Annotated in this window: 1 protein-coding gene; it reads right to left on the bottom strand. The window is 62.6% G+C overall.

Annotated features, from left to right (window positions below):
- The coding region (locus C3Y91_RS05275; RefSeq protein ID WP_168575107.1) for an ABC transporter substrate-binding protein at positions 1 to 479 on the bottom strand (479 nt) is incomplete at both ends.

Genomic DNA, 479 nt, shown 5'->3' with positions numbered 1-479 from the left:
TTCAGCGATTCCTCGTCGAGGTCGTTGAAGGCCTTCTTGTAGAACTCCGGACCGCCGGTCGACAGCACGATGGAATCGAACATCGTCGCTTCCTGCCAGTTCTGGCCGCCAAGGGCGAGCGGGATGACGCCGGCGGCCTTGGCCTTGTCGAGCAGTGCGATCAGCTCGTCGAAGGTCTTCGGCTGGGTGCCGCCGATCTTGTCCATCACAGCCTTGTTGATCCACAGCCAGTTGACCGAGTGGACGTTGACGGGGGCTGCAACCCACTTGCCGTCATAGACCGAGAACTTCTGCAGCGCTGCCGGAACCGACTTGTCCCAGCCTTCCTTCTTCGCCGTCTCCGTCAGATCGCCCATGACGCCAGCCTGGGCATAATCGAGCACGGTATAACCCAGCATCTGCGAGGCTGTCGGATAGGTGCCGGCCGCAACCATCGCCTTCAGCGCCGTCATCGCCGCATCGCCGCCACCGCCGGCAAC

This window comes from Rhizobium ruizarguesonis (genome assembly GCF_012349115.1).
Classification (GTDB): Bacteria; Pseudomonadota; Alphaproteobacteria; order Rhizobiales; family Rhizobiaceae; genus Rhizobium; species Rhizobium ruizarguesonis.
This window is presented reverse-complemented; position numbering and strand designations above follow the sequence as displayed.